Consider the following 16446-nt stretch of genomic DNA (forward strand, 5'->3'; position numbering starts at 1 on the left):
CCGTCACACCGGAAGTCGACGACTACCTTCTCGGCTCATATCGCAACACCATCGCCCCCGAGTCGAGCTGCTTCCGGCTCACGAGCTTCAAGTCGACAGGTTTCGACAGCCCCGCGAACAATGTCGGCCCGTGGCCTGCCAGCCTGGGGTGCACCACGAACTCGTACTCATCGATCAATCCCAGTTCTGCCAGCGCCAGCGGCAACGTCACGCCTCCGACGAAAATCCCCTTGCCCGGTTCCCGCTTGAGTCGTTGTACGGCCTCGCGCAGGTCGCCGCGCACGAGCTCGGCGTTCCAGTCCACCCGGTCAAGGGTGGTCGAGACGACGTACTTCTTTGCCGCGTGTATGGTCTGGGCGAAAGGCATTACCCAAGGCTCCGCCCAGTCGGGGATCACGCCTGTCTCCGCCGGTTCCCGCCACGCCTCCTCCATCATCTCGTAGGTCACCCGACCGAAGAGGAGGGCGTCGGCTTGAGTGAGGTTGTTGGCGTGGTGACGATGCAGTTCGTCGTCCGCCGCCATGCCGCGATGATCGCAGCAGCCGTCCAGCGTGACGTTGATGGAATACCGAAGTGGTCGCATTGCGTCCTCCTGATGAGGGATCGCGTCGAAGTCCGAGCCGTTGATCGATCCGCCCCCGAATATGGGGCGCGCCACGGCGAGACTAGGCGAGGCGTCAGTCGATCGCAACTGCGTGACCAATGCTCAGCGACGGCATGGTCTTCTTGCTTGCGCCCGAACAAAAAGGGCCGCGGACCTTACTGAGAGGCTCGCGACCGTCCGGCTCCCATTCATGGCCGAACGGCTCGGTATTCGCGATCACGTTACGATGTGTCCATGCATCCACGCGCAGAACATCTGATTGTCGAATTGCAGCTCGCCCCGCATCCGGAGGGCGGCTACTTCCGCCGTGTGTACGCCTCGGAAACGCGGGTTGAAGCGGCCGCGATGCCGCGGCCGGCCCTGACTGCGATTAGCTTCCTGCTCGCGCGGGGGCAGGTGAGCCAATGGCACCGGATCGACGCGGACGAGTGCTGGCATTGGCAGGAGGGCGATGCGCTGGAGTTGCTGGAGTTCGATCCGGACACAGCCGCGCTCACGACCACCATCCTCGACCGCAGCGGGCAGGGCGTTCCGATGCATGTAGTCCCGGCCGGGCGCTGGCAGGCGGCGCGCCCGCTGGGTGCGTACACGCTGGTGGCTTGCACGGTGTCGCCCGGGTTTGCGTGGGAGGGGTTTGAGTTGCTGGGCGAGGGCGGTGACGTGGCGGATGCATTGGCCAGGGTTCGTGGTCTGCCGCTCTGACGCCGTCAGTCCTCGCGAAGGCGGGGATCAAGTGGCGTAACGCGTGAGGGGAAAAGTCGCTGGGTTCCCGCCTTCGCGGGAATGACGGGGTGGTGCGAACGAGAGGTTGATGGTGCGCTCACGTCCATGGGTTCCCGCCTTCGCGGGAATGACGGGGCGGGGCGAACGTGAGGTTGATGGTGCGTTCACGTCCATGGGTTCCCGCCTTCGCGGGAATGACGGTGTGGGGTTTGATTGGTCCTCCGGTTGCAGGCACGCTGGCGCTGAACTCGCCCGGCCAGCCACGGTCCATCTCCGGGAAACGAGTCCCCCACAAGGAGTGGAAATGCGAACTGGCCTTGCCCCCGCAATGCTCGGATTGTCGATCGCCTTCGCTGCAGTGCCGGCAGCGGCGCCGGCGCCGCTACCCCCGATCCGCGACATGGACACGCTCGTCGTCAGCGGCGTGCAGCCCGGTCCCGGCATGTGGAAGATCAGCCGCGACGATCACACGCTGTACGTGCTGGGCACGCTGTCGCCGCTTCCCAAGCGCATGGAATGGGAGTCGCGCGATGTCGAGGCAGTGATCGCCCAGGCGCAGGAAGTGATCCAGGCGCCGAGCGTGAGCATCGACGGAAAGCTCGGCATCTTCCAGCGCCTGTTGCTTGCGCCCAAGGCGCTGAGCGCGCGCAAGAACCCCGACGGCCAGACCCTGCAGCAAGTAGTGCCGGCAGACATGTACGCGCGCTGGCTGGTGCTCAAGCGCAAGTACATGGGGCGCGACGAGGGAGTCGAGCAGTGGCGGCCAATGATGGCGGCGCTGGAGCTCTACGACGAAGCGATGGACGACTCCGACCTCAAGCAGTACGGCATGGTTTCGCCGGTGGTCGAGAAGATGGCCCGTCGCCACAAGGTCCCGCTGACGACCACGCGGGTCACCATCGTCATCGAGGACCCGAAAGTTGCGTTGCAGGAGTTCCGCGACTCCAAGCTCGATGACGTCGACTGCTTCGGCAAGACGATGCAGCGACTGGAGTCGGATCTGGAAATGATGCGCGATCGCGCCAACGCCTGGGCGGTCGGTGACATCGCGGCCCTGAAAGCATTGCCCTACACCGACCAGAACGAAGCCTGCATCAAGGCGGTCTCGCAAGCCGCCGTGCTGCGCAAGCGCGCCGGCGACATCGAGGCGAAGGTGCGCGAGCGCTGGCTGGACGCCGCCGAGCTGGCGTTGAAGAACAACCGCGTGAGCCTGGCGGTGCTGCCGATGCGCGAGTTGCTCAAGCCCGATGGTTACGCCGCGCAGTTGCGCGCGCGCGGCTATTCCGTCGAGGAGCCAGGAGAGTCGGCTATCGCCACTCCAGCACCGTAGGCTGCTGCGCCAGTGCCTGCTCAACCGCCCGGATGGCGTCCGGCTTGGGGTTCACCAGGTAGCACTGCGATGTCAGTTCGAGAACAGGAAGATCGCACTGATGATCGGTGTAGGCGACGGCCCAGGGCGGAGCAAAGCCGCGCCTGGAGAGCATGGGCGGCTTATTCGGTCCGAAGCAGTGCTCGTGGCGCACCATGCCCCCGAGCCAGGGTTTGAGCGAAGAACCCACCAGCGGCACATGCCCGTACCCAACTCGCTCAAGCAGGTCACGGGCTAACACTTCCAGGCAGCCGGTCGCGATGACCACGCGATCGCCTTGGTCCAGGTGATGTTGAAGCCGTACAAGGCCGTCTGTCAGGAATACGGGAGCGTCAGCAGCAAACAGCGCATCGGTGTGCTCGCGCGCCAGTGCACGCAGACCGTCGTGCGAGCCTCCTAGTGTGGCCACCCATACGGCGTAGCGAACGGGCCACTTGCGGGTGCTGCGAATCAGGAGCAGGGGGCCGAGCGCGGGCACCGATAGCAGGACCAAGGCCAGACGCCAGGTTTGTCGTTTCAACAACCAACGAAAGAAGCGGTCGGCCGTGTCCCAGTGTGTCAGTGTCAGGTCGAAATCGAATACGACAGTCGGCGCAGCGTGAGTCATCCGCCTTGTGCCTGCGTCGGCGGCGCCAGTGTGACGGAGTAGGCCACGGTCGTGATCTTCCAGCCCGCCTCGGTCCTGACCATGAGCCAGCACTCCTTGCCCCAGTTGGTGCGTTTGCCATTGGACAGGAACGAATAGTCGAAGGTGACGGCCGCCACTTCGCCGTCGGAATCGATCTTGATGTTCGAGAAGGTTTCTTCGCTGCGGTTCTTGCTGGCGACTATGCCGTCGATGAAGGCAACAGGATTGTTCTCCTTCTTGAATCTGGCCTTGATCGCCTCCGGGCGCTGGACCTGGATCTGCGCGAGCGACTGGTCGTCTACCACGCTTTGCCACGGGAGATCCTGCTGCACGAAGAGGTCCAGGAAACGCTCTCGATCCTTTTCGATGATCGAGGTGCGAAACGACTCGATCACGACGAGGATGGCCGGGTCGCCTTCGGCCGCGTGTGCCGGCAGGAACGACAGAGCAAGCGCGAGCAATATCGCTGCAAGCGAGCGCGACTTCATGGAGAGACAGTTCCTGATGGGTCCTCGACCGGATCGCGCATGTTAGCGGCGATCCGGTTTGCGCTGCTCAGCGTTCGCCGCGACGACGGTGATGGGACCGATGCGGTGCGGGCCTGGGTCCCGGCGTTCGCCGGGACGACGGTGATGGCACCGATGCAGGCAGGGGTGCTATCCGGGGCTGCCGGGTTTCAGAGCGAGGCGCTTTGCGGCTGCGGCTTGAGCAGCAACGGCCAGCGCTTGAGCACGGCAGCGCGGATGCCTGCGACATCCAGTCCGGCTTCGGCCAGCAACTGCTCGCGGCTGGCGTGGTGCTGGTACTCGTCCGGCAGGCCCAGATGCACTATCGGCATGACGATGCCTTCGGCGGCCAGCAGTTCGGCCACGCCGGAACCGGCGCCGCCGGCGACGACGTTGTCCTCGAGCGTGACGAAGCCTTCGTGACTGCGTGCAAGCTCCAGGATCAGCGCGCGATCGAGCGGTTTGACGAAACGCATGTTGACCACGGTCAGGCCAAGTTCTTCGGCCGCCTTCTCCGCCGCCGGCACGATCGCGCCGAAGGCGAGCAGGGCGATGCGCGAGCCTTGGCGGCGCAGCTCGGCCTTGCCGATCGGCAGCGTGTCCAGGTTGGCCTGCACGGCCACGCCGGGGCCGGTGCCGCGCGGATAGCGCACAGCGGCCGGGCCAGCGAAGTGGTAACCGGTGCTGAGCATCTGCCGGCACTCGTTCTCGTCCGACGGTGCCATCACCACCATGTTCGGGACGCAGCGCAGGTAACTCAGGTCGAGGTTGCCGGCATGGGTCGCGCCGTCCGGGCCGACCACGCCGCCGCGATCGAGCGCGAACAGCACGTCCAGGTTCTGGATGGCGACGTCATGCACCAGCTGGTCGTAACCGCGTTGCAGGAACGTCGAGTAGATCGCTACCACCGGCTTGGCGCCTTCGCAGGCCATGCCGGCCGCGAGCGTGACCGCGTGCTGTTCGGCGATGGCGACGTCGAAGTAACGCTGCGGGTATTCCTTGCTGAAGCGCACCAGGCCCGAGCCTTCGCGCATCGCCGGAGTGATGCCAAGCAGTTTCGGTTCGGCTGCGGCCATGTCGCACAGCCATTCGCCGAAGACGTCGGTGTAGGTCGGCTTCTTGGCGCCGGGCTTGCTGACCAGTCCGGTCGACGGATCGAACGGGCCGACCGCGTGGTAACCGATCTGGTCGCCTTCGGCCAGTTCGTAGCCCTTGCCCTTGGTGGTGATGATGTGGAGCAGCTGCGGACCCTTGAGGGTCTTGAGCACCTTCAGCGCCGACATCAGCGCGGGCAGGTCGTGGCCGTCGATCGGGCCGGTGTAGTGGAAGCCCATTTCCTCGAACAGCGTGGACGGCACGAACATGCCCTTCCAGTGTTCTTCCCAGCGCTTGACGAACTTCGCCGCCGGCTTGTTCTTGTCGCCGAGCAGGCGTTTGCCGCCTTCGCGGATGGCGTTGAGCGTGCGGCTGCCGGTCAGGCGGCCGAGCATCTGGGTCAGGCCGCCGACGTTCTCGGAGATCGACATCTGGTTGTCATTGAGGATCACCAGCAGGTTTGGCTCCGGATCCATGCCGCCGCCGTGGTTGAGCGCCTCGAAGGCCATGCCGGCGGTCATCGCGCCATCGCCGATCACCGCCACGACCTTGCGCTCGTCACCCATCTGCTGCAGCGCGATCGCCATGCCCAGCGCGGCCGAGATGCTGGTCGAGCTGTGGCCGACGCCGAAGGTGTCGTACTCGCTCTCCTCGCGCTTCGGGAACGGCGCCACGCCGTCCTTCTGCTTGACGGTCTGGATGATGTCGCGGCGACCGGTGAGGATCTTGTGCGGGTAGGTCTGGTGGCCGACGTCCCACACCAGGCGGTCCACCGGCGTCTCGTAGAGCCAGTGCAGGGCGACGGTGAGTTCGATCACGCCCAGGCCGGCGCCGAAGTGTCCACCGACCAGGGCGACCTGTTCGATCAGGTACGCGCGAAGTTCGTCGGCGATGGCCGGCAGTTCCTCTTCCGGGAACTGGCGCAGATCGGCGGGGACCTCGATCCGGGAAAGGCGGGGATAGCGCTGCGGGTCAATCATCACGACGTTATCAGACGGCAAGTTCGCCATTGTCCCGCCCCAGTCGGGGGCGGGCAAGGCGCAGCGTTCAGTTTTGGTCGTGGCGGGGCCGTCAGCGGCCGCGCAGGCGCCGCATCAGCCTTAGCGGCCGCGCAGGCGGCGCATCCAGCCTTAGCGGCCGCGCAGGCGGCCGAACAGGCCGCTGCCGGACTTGCCGGCTTCCAGCGTCTCCGGCTCACGCTCGACTTCGGCGAAACCGGTGGCCAGGTTGGCATTGATGAAGTCGGCGACTTCGGCCACCGACACGCCGCTGGCTTCGGCGATCTCCGGGATCAGGGCCGGGCCCTTCATCATCACCGTGGCGATGCGGAAGTGCTTGGGGTAGTCGCGCTCGGTCTGCGGCCACTTGACCATCTGGTAGCGGCGCTGCGGGTCGTGCTCCGGTGCCAGGACGCCCTTGCCGGCGAGCAGGGTGCCGAACCACACCAGGCGTACCAGTGGCATCGCTGCGCCCAGGCGCGCGCTTTCGCTGTCCCAGGTGGCGGCATCGACGGAGATGAAGTCCGCCGTGGAGAGTTTGCCCTCGAACAGTGCCGACAGCGGCTTCAGGGCGGCCGGGCCGTGGTAGACGCGCTGGTCCATGTCGATCAGCACGACCTCGTCGCCACGCACACGCATGCGGCCTTTCAGCCGGTCGTTGTCGAGCCAGTCGAGCAGGGTGTCAGTGCCCGACCTGGCCGTCTGTGCGGCGGCTGGCGCAGGTGCGGCGGCAGGCGCTTCGACGACGGCAGCAGGCGCGGCCTGCGGTGCCGCTGCGGCGACGCTGGGGGCAGGAGCCGGTGTCGGCGCAGCCACTGGTGCCGGTGCCGGCGCGGCTACGGGCGCCGGAGCGGGCGCCGCGACGGCGGCCGGAGGCGGCGCGGCTGCAGCCGGGGCCTCGTCGAACGAAACGCCGGCCTGCGTGCCGATCTCGCGCAGCAGGGCACCGACGCTGTTGGCATCGAACGGGCTGGCCAGGCGGAAGTCGGTCTGGCTGCGCTGGGAAACGGTCAGGGCGATCACGCTCTTTCCGGCAGCATGCAGGCGCAGCCAGCTCATCGGACCGTACATGCTGTCCATGTCGACGATGACGTAGTCGGCCTGGGTGTCCGGCAACATTTGCCAGCGTCCGCCAAGGCGACCGTTGGCGGCCTGGAAGGCCGCCTGCAGGGCGGACTCCGTGGCCGGATCCATGCCCGTCAGACCTAGGGTCAGGCGCATCGTCGCTTCCGTTTCAATTGCAATGGTTCGCGAGTGTTGCGGACGCCCACAAACTCGTCAACGCGCGCAGCGCGTCGAAAGTGAGCGTTTTGTGTCAGGTGTGTATTTGAGGCGTCGGAATGGGCGCGGTAAAGCGCGATACCCATCACGGTCCGACGCGGGGTGGGAAGGGCTTCAGTCCCGACTGGATGCCTGGGATCGGGGCTGAGCCCCTCCCACCAAGTCCTTGAGTGCGGTCGCTCAGGCCTGCAGTCGCGCGTTCTTGGGAAGCTGGTTGCGCAGGAACGCCATCTGGTCGGCGAGGATGTTGCGGTTCGACAGGATCAGGTGCTCGACCCAGCTCGGCCGGTACGGCACGGCCAGCAGCGGCATGCTCGCCTGCTGTGGCGTGCGGTTGCCCTTGCGCGAGTTGCAGTGGAAGCAGGCGGCTACGACATTTTCCCAGATGTCGCGGCCGCCCTTCGATACCGGCATGACATGGTCGCGGGTCAGGTGCGGCCGGCTGAAGTCGTGGCCGCAGTACATGCACAGGTAGCCATCGCGCGCGAACAGCGCGGCGTTGGTCAGCGCCGGGGTCGGGTCGAGTGCATGCGCGCGGGCATGGCTGCGGGCGGCGACGATCGGATGCAGTTCGATGACGCTCTGCTCGCCGCTGAGCCGGTTGATGCCGCCGTGCACCTGCAGGCAAGGATCACCGAGCGTCCAGGCAACCGCGCCGCGCACGTAAAGGCAGGTCGCATCCTGCCAGCTCATCCAGTCGAGGACCCGGCCATGCGCATCAAGTGAGAGCAGCCGCACCGAGTTGAGCCGGTCGAGTGCCGGGCGCGGAGCGAAGGAGGGAGTGTCCGGACCCAGATCGGTTCCGGTTCTGACCAAACGAAGCGGTGCTCTATCGGTCTCCATATGGGAAACCAGCTTATACGCCTTTGTTTACATTTTGTGTACCCGCAGCGAACGACCACGGCGTTGCGGGCCGCAGTCGAGGATCGCCGAGCAGGAACGATCTACGTCAGGCGACGTCGACGTCTAGTTCCGGCAAGCCGGCCGAGCCGCTTTCGATCGCCGCCGCATGGGCCAGCGTGCGCGGCAGGATGCGGGCGAAGTAGAAGCGGGCGGTGGCGCGCTTGTCGTCCTTGAATGCCTGCGGCTGCGCCGATGCCTCGGCGGCGGCGACACTGCGCGCCCACCAGTAGGCCAGCACGACATAGCCCGAATACATCAGGTAGTCGTAGGAGGCCGCTCCGATCTCATCCGGATTGGCGGCAGCACGCTTGCCGACCTGCAGGGTGATCTGCTGCCACTGCGCCGCCTTTTCGCGCAGCGGCGCAATGAAATCGGCGAGCGCCGCATCATTGCCATGCGCATCGCAGAACGCCGCGACCTGGCCCAGGAACACCTTCAGTCCCGCGCCCTGCAACTGCAGGATCTTTCGACCCAGCAGGTCGAGCGCCTGGATGCCTGTGGTGCCTTCATACAGCGTGGTGATGCGGGCATCGCGCGCGAGCTGCTCCATGCCGTGCTCGGCGATGTAGCCGTGGCCGCCGAAGCACTGCAGCGCATGGTAGGTGCACTCCACGCCCCATTCGGTCAGGCATGCCTTGACGATCGGCGTGATGAAGCCGACGAGATCATCGGCCTGCTTGCGCTCGGCCTGATCGGGCGCGTGGTGGGCGAGGTCGACCTGCAGTGCGGCGTCGTATCCCATCACGCGGCCGCCTTCGACCAGCGCCTTGCAGGTCAGCAGCATGCGTCGCACGTCCGGGTGGACGATGATCGGATCGGCCGGCTTGGCCGGGAACATCGGACCTGCGGGTGCACGCATCTGCAGGCGCTCGCGCGAATAGCGCAGGGCGTTCTGCAGGGCACGGTCCGACAGCCCCAGGCCCTGCAGGCCGACCGCGAGGCGGGCGGTGTTCATCATGGTGAACATCGCCGCCAGGCCCTTGTGCGGATGGCCGATCAGGTAGCCCTGGGCACCATCGAAGTTGAGCACGCAGGTGGCCGAGGCGTGGATGCCCATCTTGTGTTCGAGGCTGCCGCAGCGCACCGCATTGGCGTCGCCGACGTTGCCGTCGCGATCCACGCGGCGCTTGGGCACGACGAACAGCGAGATGCCCTTGCTGCCGGCCGGTGCATCCGGCAGGCGCGCCAGCACCAGGTGGACGATGTTGTCGGTGAAGTCGTGCTCGCCGGCGGTGATGAAGATCTTGGTGCCGGTGATGGCGTAGCTGCCGTCGGCCTGCGGCTCGGCGCGGGTCCGCAGCAGGCCCAGGTCGGTGCCGCAATGCGGCTCGGTCAGGCACATGGTGCCGGTCCAGCGGCCTTCGACCAGCGGCTTGAGGAAGGCTTCCTGCTGCCATGCCTCGCCGTGGTGCAGCAGCGCTTCGGTGGCGCCGTGCGACAGCAGTGGGAAGTTGCCCCAGGCCAGGTTGGCCGCGTCGATCATTTCCTTCAGCGGCACACCGGCGGCATGCGGCATGCCCTGGCCGCCGAACTCGGCCGGCGAGGTCAGGCCCGACCAGCCGCCGTCGACGAACTGCGCATAGGCCTGCTTGAAGCCCGGCGGCGTGGTGACCTTGCCGGTGGCCTGGTCGAGCTTGCAGCCTTCGCGATCGCCAATGCCATTGAGCGGCGCGAGCACGGTCTCGGTGAAACGTGCGGCTTCATCGAGCACCGCATCGAGCACATCGCGCGTGGCGTCGGTAAAACCCATGCGCTGGAACTGCGCTTGCGCGCCGAGCACGTCGAACAGGACGAAGCGCATGTCGGCAAGGGGGGCGTTGTAGCTGCTCATTGGAATCTCGTCAGTGAAAGCGTGGCTGGTTTTGTCATCCCGGGCGTAGCGAGGGATCTGTTTTACGCGACGAACAACAGGTCCCTCGCTGCGCTCGGGACGACATTGGACTTGCGATCAGCGCAGCACGCCCGGCAGGCCCGGCGCCGGGCTCAGCGCGCTGCTGCGCTTGACTTCGAAGCTGCGCAACTTGCCCTGGTCCGGGGTGGCATCGATGTGGCCGTCGAGTTCGTAGGCGAGGCTGCTGCCCGCGGCGAGGGCGTCGGCGGCCGCCAGCTTGGCCGCGGCCTGCGGAGCCAGGGTCACCGTGATCACGTCGGCCGATTCGGGGCCGATCGAAAGCCCGGGTTGCGCGCGCAGGCTGCCGGCCGCCGTGTCGGCGACCTTCAGCGCTAGGTCGACGGAGTCGAAGCGCATCGGGATGCTGCTGAAGTTCTCGATACGCAGCTCGGCCGACCAGCTGCCATCGGCGCGTACGGTCAGCTGCTGGATGCGCGCGGAAGGTTCGGAGACGCGGCGGACCGGGCCGCTGGAACAACCGGCCAGCACCAGCGCCGCCAGTAAGGACAGCAGCAGCGCCGGACCGTTCCAGCGTTTCCAGATCGCCTCGTGCTTCATGCCGCAGCTCCGCCGTGATGGGACGGCGAGCATACTACGGCGCACGGCGGCGCCTGGAGGGGTGGCTTGTCAGCTGGCGGCGGCGGGCGCCACGGCCTGCGCGATCAGGGCGAGGGCGGCCACGGCGGCCCAGACCGCGAGGTAGCGAAACACCGCGCGACGCGCACGCGCGGCGCGGGACATGCGCGAGGCGCTGGCGGGAATACGGATCCGGGCGAGCGCACGCTCGCTGGCATTGGTCGTAGCCATAGGGGAAGCACGTTTCCGTGTGTACTGCGATGGCGAGATTGTGTACCAGCAAAGCTGAAGGTACCCCGGCCCAGCTATTCACCTGCTCAAGGTGACGGTCATCTTTCCCTTGCTGAGCGGCATCCGTGCTGTCGCATAAACCGGGCTGCCGGGGCCTGGACAGAATCGCGCCTGAACCTTGGGCAATGCCATCGGGGTAGGGCGCGAGAGGGGGTAGGGATTTTCTGACCAAGGCGCCCCAACCGTCGGCAGGTCAGTTGCCTCCGGCGAAGAAGTTCGCCCCCTCGCCGCCGCGCAGGGGGTAGGCCCAGCCCAGCTCGATCTCGACGCCGACGAACCAGCTCAGGCGGATGCGCACGCCCACGCCGATGTCGGCATAGGGCGAACCGTCGCGTAGACCTTCGCGGTCGTCACCGCTGCCGCCAACCTCGACGAATGCCAGAAGCCGCAGCCAGTCCCATTTGACCGGGCGCAGGTACTCGAGCGAGCCGTAGTAGTAATAGTCGCCCTCGAGGAAGTCGGAGTCGTAGCCGCGCATCTGTCCCGAGCCACCGAGGGAGAACTCGTTGCGGCTGCCCGTGCCACCGGTGAGTACGCCGGCGCTGCCCAGGACATGCACGGTCTGGTGCGGAACGTCGCCGATCGCGCGCGACTGGAAGTAGCTGGCGGTGCTGCGGGTGTAGTCGTAGTCGGATGCCACGCCCTCGGCGGCGACTTCGACGCGCGCATCGAAGCGGCGTCCGGTCTCGCTGTAGACGTGGAAGCGCATGTCGTCGTAATCGGCAGTCCCGACCAGCGCGAGCGCCTGGCCGTCCGGTGGTGGCGCTAGTTCTCCTTCGGTGTCCTGGCGCTGCCAGAACAGCGCACCGCCGAGGATCCAGCCGCTGCGCGGGCGGTTGCCGCGGAAGTCGCGCGCGGCGCCGATCTCGAAATGGTCGAAGGTTTCGTCGAAGCTGTCGTCGCTGACTTCGTTGCTGACCGGGTCGATGATCGGCGTCACCCGCTCGCGACGTTCCAGGCGCACGCGCAGCTCGTAGGGGCTGTCGAAAATGTACGGCGCACGGTAACCCAGGCGCGCGCTGGTTTCCTCCAGGCGGTCGCGCTCGTTGGGGAATTCGCCCTTCTCGACCGTCAGGTTGAGGCGGTGGTTGAGCCCCCACACGTTGCTCCAGCGCAGCTGCGCCCCGTAGCTGTAGTCGCTGTCGGAGCTGGCATCGATGCGCGGCAGCACCAGCAGGTGGTACTTCTCGCGCACCGCCACCTCCAGCACCACGCCATCGGCCACGGCGTGCGTGGTTGCCTTGACCTCGCGGAACAGGCCCAGGTCGAGCACGGCCTGACGGCCATCCTCGATTGCGGCCGGGTCGGCGATATCGCCGGGTGCCAGGCCGAGTTCGCGCAGGATGACCTTGTCGCGCGTCTTCTCGTTGCCGACGAGGCGGATCTCAACGATGCGTGTCTCAACGATGCGTGGCGAGGACTCCTGCGGCGACGTCTGCGCGGCCACGGAGCCTGTCGCCGCACAAGCGATCAGCATCCAGGCGGCCAGAGAGCTTTGCATGGCGCACTTCAGCTGAGACCAGCGCCAGACAGGATGGTCATCGCCGTCGCACGGCGGCCACGCGCAGCTTCGCCAGTTCGCTGAGCGCACGCAGCAGCCCCATCTCGCTGGACAGGGCCACGTCGTAGATCAAATCGCCGTCGACGCGGGCGTCGCGCCGCCAGATGCGGGCATGGCCGCCAAGGGCCAGGTCGGATGCCATCACCAGGGTCCGGTATCGCGCGCTGCGCAATGCCGACTCATGCGCGCGCCAGTGCTCCTCGATGAAGTCGCCGCGGCCCTGCAGGATCGCCCGCGCAGGGCTGCCCGGCATCTCCTCGCCGTGGGCCAGTGCCGGCGATACCGCCAGCAGCAGGTGGGCGGTGTCCTGGGCGAGGCTGGCGCGCTCCTCGGCGGTGTAGTCCTGGTCACGGCGCAGCAACCCGTCAGCGCGTTGCTGGCAGGCGGCGAACAGTTGCGACAAGGGCCGATCGAGGTAGGGATTGGAACCGGCGAACGGCGAAGGCCGGGGCCTGACAGCGATCGGGCCATGCAGGCCGGGGGTGGGATGGGTCATGGCGGCAGCCTCTACTTCCGCCGTCTCGGGGAACAAGACTCGAACGACCCGAACGTACGCCTCCCGGTGATAGCGCAGCGTCAACGGGTCGTCGCTTGCCGTCGCAACGGTTGAGACGGCCATCGCTTCCACTCGCGGGCGCCCAGCAGGAGAACACGATGTCGCCGCCGACCCATGCGCTTGCCCCTGTCCACGACACGAACCACGACAGCGACGAGCGCGCGCTTGCATTGCGCGCGGACGGCCGTCCGGCCGCGGACAGTGGACTGCTCGCGCAGGCACTGTCGCGGCGCTATGCCAGCCGCATCACCGGCAGCTTCACCCTCCCGGGCAGCGAAGGGCGGTATGCAGACCTGCCACGGGACCTGCCACCGGCATTGGCACAGGCCTTGCGCGCACGCGGAATCGAGCGTCTCTACAGCCACCAGGCGCAGGCCTGGGAGGCGGCCCGCCGCGGCGACAACGTTGCCATCGTCACGCCGACCGCGTCGGGAAAATCGCTGTGCTACACGCTGCCGGTGGTCGCTGCGGCGATGACCTCGCGGGCCAAGGCGTTGTACCTGTTCCCGACCAAGGCGCTGGCGCAGGACCAGGTTGCCGAGCTGCTGGAGCTCAATCGCGCCGGCGACCTTGGCGTCAAGGCATTCACCTTCGACGGCGACACCCCGGGCGATGCGCGCCAGGCGATCCGCCTGCACGGCGACATCGTCGTGTCGAACCCGGACATGCTCCACCAGGCGATCCTGCCGCACCACACCAAGTGGGCGCAGTTCTTCGAGAACCTGCGCTATGTGGTGATCGACGAGGTGCATACCTATCGCGGCGTGTTCGGCAGCCATGTCACCAACGTGCTGCGCAGGCTCAAGCGGATCTGCGCGTTCTATGGCGCGCGGCCGCAGTTCATCCTGTGCTCGGCGACGATCGGAAATCCGCAGGCGCATGCCGAGGCGTTGATCGAGGACCGCGTGCAGGCCATCACCGAATCCGGCGCGCCGACCGGCGACAAGCACGTCCTGCTGTGGAATCCGCCGGTGGTCAATGCCGACCTGGGCCTGCGCGCCTCGGCGCGCTCGCAGAGCAATCGCATAGCCCGCATCGCCATCAAGTCCGGGCTCAAGACGCTGGTGTTCGCGCAATCGCGGCTGATGGTCGAGGTGCTGACCAAGTACCTCAAGGACGTGTTCGACCACGACCCGCGCAAACCGCCGCGCATCCGCGCCTATCGCGGCGGCTACCTGCCAAGCGAGCGCCGCGACGCCGAGCGGGCGATGCGCGATGGCCGCATCGACGGAATCATCTCGACCTCGGCGCTCGAACTCGGCGTCGACATCGGCAGCCTCGACGTGGTCGTCCTCAACGGCTACCCGGGCACCGTCGCCGCGACGTGGCAGCGTTTCGGTCGCGCCGGCCGCAGGCAACAGCCCAGTCTCGGAATCCTGGTGGCCAACTCGCAGCCGCTGGACCAGTACATGGTGCGGCATCCGGACTTCTTCGCCGACAGTCCGCCCGAGCATGCGCGCACCGCGCCGGACCAGCCGCTGATCCTGTTCGACCACATCCGCTGCGCCGCCTTCGAACTGCCATTCCACGTGCGCGAGATGTTCGGGCCGATCGAGCCGGAGGTGTACCTGGATGCACTGGCCGAGTCCGCCGTGGTCCATCGCGAGGGCGAGCGCTGGGAGTGGATCGCCGACAGCTACCCGGCCAACGCGGTGTCGCTGCGTTCGGTCGCCGATGGCAACTTCGTCGTTGTCGACCGCACCGACGGCCGCCAGACCATCATCGCCGAGGTCGACTACTCGGCGGCGGCGCTGACGCTGTACGAAGGCGCGATCCACATGGTCCAGTCCACGCCGTACCAGGTGGAGCGGCTGGACTGGGAAGGGCGCAAGGCTTACGTGCAGCGCACCCATGTCGACTACTACACCGACTCCATCGACTACACCAGGCTCAAGGTGCTAGAGCGGTTCGATGGCTGCGCCGCGGGCCAGGGCGATGCCAGCCATGGTGAGGTGCACGTGGTGAGGCGGGTGTCGGGCTACAAGAAGATCCGTTACTACACCCACGAGAACATCGGCTACGGTCCGGTCAACCTGCCCGACCAGGAACTGCACACGACGTCGGTCTGGTGGCAGCTGCCGCAGGCGACGCTGCTGGCGTGGTTCGCCAGCAAGCAGGATGCGCTCGATGGCTTTCTCGGCGCGGCATACGCGTTGCACATCGTCGCGACCGTGGCGGTGATGGCGGACGCGCGCGACCTGCAGAAGGCGGTCGGCAATGGCGACGGCGCCTGGTTCGCCAGCAGCGACCAGGGCGGTCGCGGCACGCTGCGTGGCGTGGAAGGCGGCATCGAGCTGGCGGATGTGCAGCAGTTCGTGCCGACGGTCTATCTGTACGACAACTTCCCCGGCGGCGTGGGCCTGAGCGAGCCACTGTGGCGACGCCAGGAAGAGCTGGTGATGCGCGCGATGGAGCTGGTCGAACGGTGCGATTGCCGCAGTGGGTGTCCGGCCTGTGTCGGCCCGATCCTGGCTGCGAGCGAGGAAGGCGAGGGCTCCACGCCGAAGGCGCTGGCGCGACGGGTGCTGTCGTTGCTGATCGAAGCCCGCGAGTTGGAGGCCGGCGATAATGGCAACGCGGTGGGCGCATGACGGTCACGCTCGAGAAGTTGCGCGCGCTGCGCAGACAGGCCGGTGAAACGGCAAGCGGCAGCGGCGCAGGCGAGGGCGGCATTCCGCAGGCGCTGTTTGCCGCGCCCGCTGCCGGGGCGCCACGACCTGACCCGGGTGCTCAGCTGGATGCGCTGCGTCGCATGCTTGGCGTGCGACAGCGCCACGCGCCGGCACCATTGGTCTCCCGCGATCGCAGCATCCCGGGCATCGAGATCGAACCCGGGCTGTTCCTGGCAGAATCCACGCGACCCATGCAGGCGCCGCCGTCGGTGCCGCTGGCCTTCGCCAAACGCGAGGATGCGGTGGATACCGATGCCGTGCTGTTCTTCGACACCGAGACCACCGGACTGGCCGGTGGTACCGGCACCCGCGCCTTCATGATCGGCGCAGCCGACTGGAGCGCCGGCACGTTGCGCATCCGCCAGCTGACCATCACCACGCTGGCGGCCGAGCCGGCGATGCTGCGCACGTTCGCGCAGTGGCTGTCACCGCAAACAGTGCTGTGCAGCTACAACGGACGGTGCTACGACGCACCGCTGCTGAAGACCCGCTACCGCCTGGCGCGCATGGGCGATCCGATCAGCGCGCTCGACCATGTCGACCTGCTGTTCCCGACCCGGCGCCGGTACCGCGGCGTGTGGGAGAACTGCCGGCTGGCCACCATCGAACGCGAGGCGCTGCGGATCGTGCGCGAAGACGACCTGCCGGGCTCGGAAGCGCCGGCGGCATGGCTGTCGTTCCTGCGCGGCGGTTCGTCGCACAACCTGCGCCGCGTGGCCGAGCACAATCTGCAGGACGTGGTGACGCTGGGGCGGCTGTTCGTGCATCTGGCGGAGGCAGCGTAGTGCTTTC

At 67.1% G+C, this 16446-nt stretch carries 15 protein-coding genes; 4 read left to right on the forward strand and 11 right to left on the reverse strand.

The window, feature by feature from the left end; genetic code table 11:
- Nucleotides 1-22: 22 nt before the first annotated feature.
- The gene (locus AC3A3X_RS06715; RefSeq protein WP_487582254.1) at nt 23-658 is read right to left on the reverse strand and encodes a dihydrofolate reductase family protein; all 636 of its coding nucleotides are present in this window, start codon (nt 656-658) and stop codon (nt 23-25) included.
- 180 nt (nt 659-838) lie between these two features.
- On the opposite strand from AC3A3X_RS06715, the gene AC3A3X_RS06720 reads away from it, so the two are divergent.
- The gene (locus AC3A3X_RS06720; RefSeq protein ID WP_487582255.1) at nt 839-1306 is read left to right on the forward strand and encodes a cupin domain-containing protein; all 468 of its coding nucleotides are present in this window, start codon (nt 839-841) and stop codon (nt 1304-1306) included.
- Between the two features lie 325 nt (nt 1307-1631).
- Nucleotides 1632-2657 (forward strand): TraB/GumN family protein, encoded by a 1026-nt coding sequence (locus AC3A3X_RS06725; RefSeq protein WP_487582256.1) that lies wholly within the window; start codon nt 1632-1634, stop codon nt 2655-2657.
- Here AC3A3X_RS06725 and AC3A3X_RS06730 read toward each other — a convergent pair.
- The 10 genes from AC3A3X_RS06730 to AC3A3X_RS06775 form a co-directional block, all read right to left on the reverse strand.
- Nucleotides 2635-3303, reverse strand: coding sequence for an HAD family hydrolase (locus tag AC3A3X_RS06730; RefSeq protein ID WP_487582257.1), 669 nt, complete (start codon nt 3301-3303; stop codon nt 2635-2637). The genes AC3A3X_RS06725 and AC3A3X_RS06730 overlap by 23 nt on opposite strands.
- Nucleotides 3300-3812: a Cif family virulence factor gene (locus AC3A3X_RS06735; protein WP_487582258.1), complete on the reverse strand. Its 513-nt coding sequence runs from the start codon at nt 3810-3812 to the stop codon at nt 3300-3302. Before AC3A3X_RS06735 ends, AC3A3X_RS06730 begins: the two co-directional genes overlap by 4 nt.
- 188 nt (nt 3813-4000) lie before the next feature.
- Nucleotides 4001-5905, reverse strand: coding sequence for a 1-deoxy-D-xylulose-5-phosphate synthase (dxs, locus tag AC3A3X_RS06740; RefSeq protein WP_487582259.1), 1905 nt, complete (start codon nt 5903-5905; stop codon nt 4001-4003).
- 150 nt (nt 5906-6055) lie between these two features.
- Complete coding sequence (locus tag AC3A3X_RS06745; protein ID WP_487582260.1) at nt 6056-7144, reverse strand: hypothetical protein; 1089 nt, start codon at nt 7142-7144, stop codon at nt 6056-6058.
- 240 nt (nt 7145-7384) lie between these two features.
- On the reverse strand, nt 7385-8047 hold the full coding sequence (locus tag AC3A3X_RS06750; RefSeq protein WP_487582261.1) for an HNH endonuclease: 663 nt from the start codon (nt 8045-8047) through the stop codon (nt 7385-7387).
- A gap of 106 nt (nt 8048-8153) precedes the next feature.
- The gene (locus tag AC3A3X_RS06755) at nt 8154-9938 is read right to left on the reverse strand and encodes an acyl-CoA dehydrogenase C-terminal domain-containing protein (RefSeq protein WP_487582262.1); all 1785 of its coding nucleotides are present in this window, start codon (nt 9936-9938) and stop codon (nt 8154-8156) included.
- 117 nt (nt 9939-10055) lie between these two features.
- Nucleotides 10056-10556 (reverse strand): LEA type 2 family protein, encoded by a 501-nt coding sequence (locus AC3A3X_RS06760; protein ID WP_487582263.1) that lies wholly within the window; start codon nt 10554-10556, stop codon nt 10056-10058.
- A gap of 69 nt (nt 10557-10625) precedes the next feature.
- Nucleotides 10626-10805, reverse strand: a complete 180-nt coding sequence (locus AC3A3X_RS06765; RefSeq protein WP_487582264.1) for a hypothetical protein — start codon at nt 10803-10805, stop codon at nt 10626-10628.
- A 253-nt stretch (nt 10806-11058) separates the two neighbouring features.
- Nucleotides 11059-12366 carry a BamA/TamA family outer membrane protein gene (locus AC3A3X_RS06770; protein ID WP_487582265.1) on the reverse strand — a complete coding sequence of 436 codons (1308 nt, stop codon included), beginning with the start codon at nt 12364-12366 and terminating at the stop codon, nt 11059-11061.
- Between the two features lie 37 nt (nt 12367-12403).
- On the reverse strand, nt 12404-12922 hold the full coding sequence (locus tag AC3A3X_RS06775) for a hypothetical protein (RefSeq protein ID WP_487582266.1): 519 nt from the start codon (nt 12920-12922) through the stop codon (nt 12404-12406).
- Nucleotides 12923-13080: 158 nt separating this feature from the next.
- On the opposite strand from AC3A3X_RS06775, the gene AC3A3X_RS06780 reads away from it, so the two are divergent.
- Nucleotides 13081-15573: a DEAD/DEAH box helicase gene (locus tag AC3A3X_RS06780; RefSeq protein ID WP_487582267.1), complete on the forward strand. Its 2493-nt coding sequence runs from the start codon at nt 13081-13083 to the stop codon at nt 15571-15573.
- The gene (locus AC3A3X_RS06785) at nt 15570-16439 is read left to right on the forward strand and encodes a ribonuclease H-like domain-containing protein (RefSeq protein WP_487582268.1); all 870 of its coding nucleotides are present in this window, start codon (nt 15570-15572) and stop codon (nt 16437-16439) included. The genes AC3A3X_RS06780 and AC3A3X_RS06785 overlap by 4 nt, the downstream gene beginning before the upstream one ends.
- Nucleotides 16440-16446: the final 7 nt, after the last annotated feature.

The sequence above is a fragment of the Lysobacter sp. Soil_N_23 genome, from assembly GCF_057656135.1.